The sequence below is a fragment of the Bacteroides sp. AM16-13 genome (assembly GCF_003602705.1).
GTDB classification, from domain to species: domain Bacteria; phylum Bacteroidota; class Bacteroidia; order Bacteroidales; family Bacteroidaceae; genus Bacteroides; species Bacteroides xylanisolvens.
Window position 1 is genome coordinate 23,359 of record NZ_QTLK01000041.1, and the last position, 6,091, is coordinate 29,449.

At 43.3% G+C, this 6,091-nt stretch carries 4 protein-coding genes; 3 read left to right on the forward strand and 1 reads right to left on the reverse strand.

Translation table 11 applies throughout. The features are described from left to right. Positions 1 to 43 precede the first annotated feature (43 nt). From DW173_RS22555 to DW173_RS22565, 3 genes are all read left to right on the forward strand, one after another. A complete protein-coding gene (locus DW173_RS22555) occupies positions 44 to 2,266 on the forward strand; it encodes a TonB-dependent receptor (protein ID WP_120145281.1) in 2,223 nt (740 codons plus the stop codon). A 69-nt stretch (positions 2,267 to 2,335) separates the two neighbouring features. Beyond that, entirely contained in the window at positions 2,336 to 2,659 is a 324-nt protein-coding gene (locus DW173_RS22560) for a heavy-metal-associated domain-containing protein (RefSeq protein WP_009041147.1), read from the forward strand. 98 nt (positions 2,660 to 2,757) lie between these two features. Then, positions 2,758 to 4,968 carry a heavy metal translocating P-type ATPase gene (locus DW173_RS22565; protein ID WP_055236213.1) on the forward strand — a complete coding sequence of 737 codons (2,211 nt, stop codon included), beginning with the start codon at positions 2,758 to 2,760 and terminating at the stop codon, positions 4,966 to 4,968. 179 nt (positions 4,969 to 5,147) lie between these two features. Here the strand turns inward: DW173_RS22565 and DW173_RS22570 are convergent, their stop codons facing one another. Next, on the reverse strand, positions 5,148 to 5,987 hold the full coding sequence (locus tag DW173_RS22570; RefSeq protein ID WP_087317943.1) for a helix-turn-helix domain-containing protein: 840 nt from the start codon (positions 5,985 to 5,987) through the stop codon (positions 5,148 to 5,150). Between the last annotated feature and the right edge of the window lie 104 nt (positions 5,988 to 6,091).

Sequence of the window (6,091 nt, forward strand, 5' to 3'; positions counted from 1 at the left end):
AGAAATGAATTAATTTTGTATCTCGAAAGTAACTTTAGAAAGAATGAAATATATGATAATAGGACTGTTCCTGTTATTTGTCGGCAATATATATGCGCAAGTATGGGGAACAGTGAAAGATAGTACCGGGGAGGCTATTCCGGGTGCCAATGTGTTCTGGATGAATACAGGACAAGGAGTGACAACGAAAGAGGATGGTAGTTTTTCTATCACTAAACCTTCCAAAAGCCACATGCTGATTGTCAGCTTTATCGGTTTTCAGAACGATACGATTCATGTGAGCAGTAAAAATCAACAACTGGATATTGTGCTTCGTGATGGAGTGGAACTGAATGAAGTGAATATTGTCACTCGTAAACTGGGAACAATGAAATTGCGCAGTAGCGTAATGAACGAAGACATGATAAGCAGTGCCGAATTGAGTAGAGCCGCTTGTTGTAATCTGGGGGAAAGTTTTGTGACGAACCCTTCAGTAGATGTGAGTTATTCCGATGCGGCAACAGGAGCCAAACAAATTAAATTGTTGGGGCTGTCCGGCACTTATGTGCAGATGTTGACGGAAAATATTCCGAATTATCGGGGAGCCGCCGCTCCTTATGGATTGGGATATGTCCCCGGTCCGTGGATGCAGAGCATACAGGTCTCCAAAGGAACATCTTCGGTGAAGAATGGTTATGAAGCCATCACAGGACAGATAAACGTAGAATTTAAGAAACCGCAGTTGCCGGAAGCTGACTGGGTTTCTGCCAATCTTTTTGCAAGCACTACCAACCGGTATGAAGCCAATGCGGACGCTACATTGAAAATTTCCAAACGATGGAGCACTTCTCTGCTGGCACATTACGAAAATGAGACTAAGGCACATGATGGCAACGATGATGGATTTGTGGATATTCCGCAGGTGGAACAATATAATGTGTGGAACCGGTGGGCATATATGGGCGACCATTATGTTTTTCAGGCAGGTATCAAAGCCCTTTCTGAAACACGTACCAGCGGACAGGCCAATCACGGAGGGACAATGCACTCCGGTGATCTGTATAAAGTAGGGATTGATACGGAACGCTATGAATTCTTCACCAAGAACGCCTATATCTTTAATAAGGAGAAGAATACGAACCTGGCTTTGATTCTTTCCACCACTTTACACAATCAGGATGCTACGTATGGACGCAAACTGTATAATGTGGATCAAACCAACGTCTATGCTTCGCTGATGTTTGAAACGGAATTTAATCCGCAAAATAGTTTCTCCGCTGGATTGAGCTTCAATTATGACGCTTATGACCAACATTACCGTTTGGAAAATACAACGGACAATCCTCTCAAAGCCTTTGAAAAGGAAGCTGTTCCCGGTGCTTACGTGCAATATACGTTGAACCTGAATGATAAATGGATGGTAATGGCCGGTCTGCGTGGTGATTACAGTAACGAACATGGTTTCTTCGTGACTCCGCGTGCGCATCTTAAGTACAATCCGAATGATTATGTGAATTTCCGTCTTTCTGCCGGAAAAGGGTATCGTACCAATCATGTGTTGGCGGAAAACAACTACCTGCTTTCCAGCAGTCGTAAGGTGGAAATAGCAAAGAACCTGGATATGGAAGAAGCGTGGAATTACGGTGCCAGCGTCTCTACTTATATCCCTATATTCGGCAAAACGCTGAATGTGAATGCAGAATACTATTATACGGATTTCCTGAAACAAGTGATCGTAGATATGGATAGCAACCCCCATGAAGTAGCTTTCTACAATTTGGATGGACGCTCTTATTCGCATGTGTTCCAAGTGGAAGCAAGTTATCCTTTCTTCAAAGGATTCACCCTGACAGGTGCTTACCGGCTCACAGATGCAAAAACGACCTACAAAGGTGAACGAATGGAGAAACCGCTGACTAGCAAATATAAAGGACTACTCACGGCTTCTTACCAAACTCCGCTGGGAATATGGCAGTTTGACGCCACACTGCAACTGAATGGCGGCGGCAGGATGCCTACTCCTTATGAACTGGGAGACGGACAGTTGTCCTGGGAACGTCGTTATGGCAGTTTTGAACAGTTGAGTTTACAGGTGACCCGTTACTTCCGCCGCTGGTCTATCTACGTAGGAGGCGAGAACCTGACAAACTTCAAACAAAAGAATCCGATTATCGATGCGGCAAATCCCTGGGGGAACAACTTTGATTCTACCATGATTTGGGGACCGGTGCACGGAGCAAAAGGATATATCGGAATACGTTTTAACTTAGCTAGAAATAGTGAGTAAAAGCAGGAAATAGCGAATGAAAGAAACGATCGCATAATAAAGAATATTAATTTTAAACTGATAAGAAAAATGAGAACAAAAAGATGGATGGCCACTTGCGTGGTGGCTCTTTTGAGTGTAACAGCTGTATTGGCAAAAGATATTCGTGTTGTTGTATTTAAAGTGTCGCAGATGCACTGTGAGAAATGCGAAAAGAAAGTAAAGGACAATATGCGTTTTGAGAAAGGGTTGAAGGATATTTCGACCGAAGTAAAAACGAAAATGGTAACCATTACGTATGACGCTGAAAAAACGAATGTAAAGAAGTTGCAGGCAGGGTTTAATAAGTTCAGTTATGAAGCCGAATTTGTAAAAGAAACAAAGAAAGACAATCAGAAGGCTGATAAGAAGTAATTGAACAAATACCTGTATTAGCTTGTTTCTATAAACAAACAAGGGTTCTTCCCCAACTTCTTTTTCGAGAGGAGGGGAAGGCCGTAAACAATAATTATATGGGTAACACAACAAAAAAGGCATTTCCTGTGCTTAATATGCATTGTGCAGGATGTGCCAATAATGTAGAAAGAACAGTAAAAAAATTGCCGGGAGTCATTGAGGCTTCCGTTAATTTTGCTACCAATACATTGACCGTTTCTTATGAGAAAGAGCAGCTGACTCCCGGAGAGATTCGTGCGGCTGTGCTTGCGGCAGGTTATGATCTGATTGTGGAAGAAGCCCACAAAGAAGAACGCCGGGAAGAGGAACAGCATAAGCGTTACACTCGTTTGAAATGGAAGGTAATTGGAGCGTGGATTTTGGTAGTACCATTGTTGGTATATTCCATGATACTGATGCATGTGCCATACTCTAATGAGATTCAAATGGTACTTGCTATCCCTGTTATGGTCTTTTTCGGAGGTGGTTTCTTCACCGGAGCCTGGAAACAGGCTAAATTAGGACGGAGCAATATGGATACTTTGGTTGCTCTTAGTACTTCCATTGCTTTTCTGTTCAGTCTGTTCAACACTTTCTTCCCCGAATTCTGGTATGACCGCGGATTGGAACCGCATGTCTATTATGAGGCTTCTGCGGTGATTATCGCTTTCGTCCTTACCGGAAAGTTGATGGAGGAACGTGCCAAAGGAAATACCTCGACAGCTATCCGTAAGTTGATGGGAATGCAGCCTAAAGCGGCTCGTGTTCTGCGCAATGGAGTGGAGGAGGAGATCCTGATTGAAAAACTTCAGGTAGGTGATTTGGTGGTTGTACGCCCGGGAGAGCAAATACCTGTGGACGGTCAGCTTTCCGAAGGCGACTCGTATGTCGATGAAAGTATGATTAGCGGTGAACCGGTTCCGGTAGAAAAGAAGAAAGGTGATAAAGTATTGGCGGGAACGATCAACCAGCGTGGCTCATTTATCATTCGTGCCGCACAGGTAGGCAGTGAAACCGTGCTTGCCCGTATTATCGCTATGGTGCAGGAAGCACAGGGCAGCAAAGCTCCCGTGCAACGCATTGTCGATCGTATTACGGGGATTTTTGTACCTGTCGTATTGGGCATTGCCATTCTGACATTTGTATTGTGGGTTACCATTGGTGGTAGTGAATATATTTCTTATGGTATTTTGTCGGCTGTTTCTGTTCTTGTCATTGCTTGTCCATGTGCTTTGGGGCTTGCTACACCTACTGCGTTGATGGTGGGTATAGGTAAAGCTGCCAGCCAGCATATTCTGATTAAAGATGCAGTGGCTTTGGAACAAATGCGCAAAGTAGATGTCGTTGTTCTGGATAAAACGGGAACACTGACTGAAGGACATCCTACAGCTACCGGATGGTTATGGGCGCAGTCGCAGGAACCACATTTCAAAGATGTACTTTTAGCTGCGGAAATGAAATCGGAGCATCCGCTTGCCGGCGCTATTGTCTCTGCGCTTCAGGACGAAGAAAAAATAAAACCTGCCGCGTTGGATAGCTTTGAAAGCATTACGGGAAAAGGAATCAAAGCCTCGTATGAGGGACATACTTACTGGGTAGGCAGTCATAAACTCCTGAAAGATTTCAGTGCGACAGTAAGCGATGTGATGGCTGAAATGCTGGTTCACTATGAATCGGACGGTAACGGCATCATTTACTTTGGACGTGAAAACGAGTTGCTGGCTATCATTGCTGTTTCCGACCCGATAAAGGCTACTTCTGCCGAAGCAGTGAAGGAACTGAAACGTCAAGGGATTGACATCTGTATGCTGACGGGGGACGGACAACGGACTGCACTAGCCGTTTCTTCCCGTTTAGGAATCGAACGTTTTGTTGCCGACGCTCTACCGGACGATAAGGCCGAATTTGTACGTGAGCTTCAAATGCAGGGAAAGAAGGTTGCGATGGTGGGCGATGGTATCAATGATTCGCAGGCACTGGCATTGGCTGACGTCAGCATTGCTATGGGAAAAGGAACTGATATTGCTATGGACGTGGCTATGGTGACTTTGATGACATCGGACTTATTGCTGCTTCCTAAAGCCTTCCAGTTGTCAAAGCAGACAGTCAAACTGATTCATCAGAACCTTTTCTGGGCGTTTATTTACAACCTGATCGGTATTCCTATTGCTGCCGGTATCTTGTTCCCGCTGAATGGTTTGTTATTGAATCCGATGCTGGCAAGTGCCGCAATGGCGTTCTCCAGCGTGAGCGTAGTGCTCAATTCGTTGAGCTTGGGACGAAAATGAGAAATGAACTATAAAAAGACAGGAACCTGTAAGCTGTAAACGATGAATGGTAAGCTGTCATTTATGAACAGCGAACTGTAAATAATAGACGGTGAATACTTTGCGGATAATACGCAATTTATTCACCGTTCATTGTTTTACAACTCACCATTTATGTTTTCTATCGTCCTTCGTATAAATTATCTGTTTCTAAATTCCAATGGCGTCATTCCTACATATCGTCTGAAATACTTGCCAAAGAAAGAGGCACTGGGGAAGTTTAGAGAATATGCTATCTCTTGGATAGTCATATTGGTTCCTTTCAGTTTGGCTTTAGCATCCATAATGACAATATATGCAATAGTGTCCAATACACTTTTACCTGTCACTTGTCTTACTGTCGTACTTAAATGTTGAAGAGATATACCTAATTTATCTGCGTAGAACTGTGCACGACGTTCGTTTTTATAATTCTCGGTGATAACATGAATCAGTTCCCGGCAGATTTCTTTTTTTCGATTCGAACTACCGTTTTCACCCGGAAATTTATGATATATCAATCGTATGCTTGTCAAAATGGTCTGAAGAGACAATTCGACCAATTCAGAATCCATTTCGAAGTTCTCATTGCAACTGGCCCGTGATAATAGAGCAAAATAGTCTTTCAGATAACTGGCTACTTCTTCATTAAGAGGAACTACCGGCTGTTCTATCAGTTTGGGATATGCGTTACCAATATTCTTCATGAGATTGATCCGTCCGGCACAATGAGCAGAGAAGCCGGCAAAGCAAAGGCATACTTTTTCTGTTCTCTCCCGAAACTGAATGATTGTTCCCGGTAATAATGTTATTAAGTCATTGGGGTGAATTTCGTAATCAAGCAGATTGATGGAGGCTTTCATCGAACCTTCGGTACAGATGGCAACAATACATGCTTGCAACCGACAAGATTGCTTGTAAATATTGAGAATGTCTTCTGTTACATTCGTCCATGCTAATACTTCGGTAGGCAAGTCTACCTGTGGAAAGTCCATTTTCATAGTTGTGTGTGTTATATTAGGCCAACAAATGTACGCATTTTCTTTTTATTTCTTACCTTTCCTCTAAAAAGAAAAATCTCCTGCTCTTATATTCGCATGTAACT

Coding starts and splice junctions, on each gene's coding strand:
- DW173_RS22555 (WP_120145281.1), top strand. CDS start 44: ATGAAATATATGATAATAGGACTGTTCCTGTTATTTGTCGGCAATATA.
- DW173_RS22560 (WP_009041147.1), top strand. CDS start 2,336: ATGAGAACAAAAAGATGGATGGCCACTTGCGTGGTGGCTCTTTTGAGT.
- DW173_RS22565 (WP_055236213.1), top strand. CDS start 2,758: ATGGGTAACACAACAAAAAAGGCATTTCCTGTGCTTAATATGCATTGT.
- DW173_RS22570 (WP_087317943.1), bottom strand. CDS start 5,987: ATGAAAATGGACTTTCCACAGGTAGACTTGCCTACCGAAGTATTAGCA.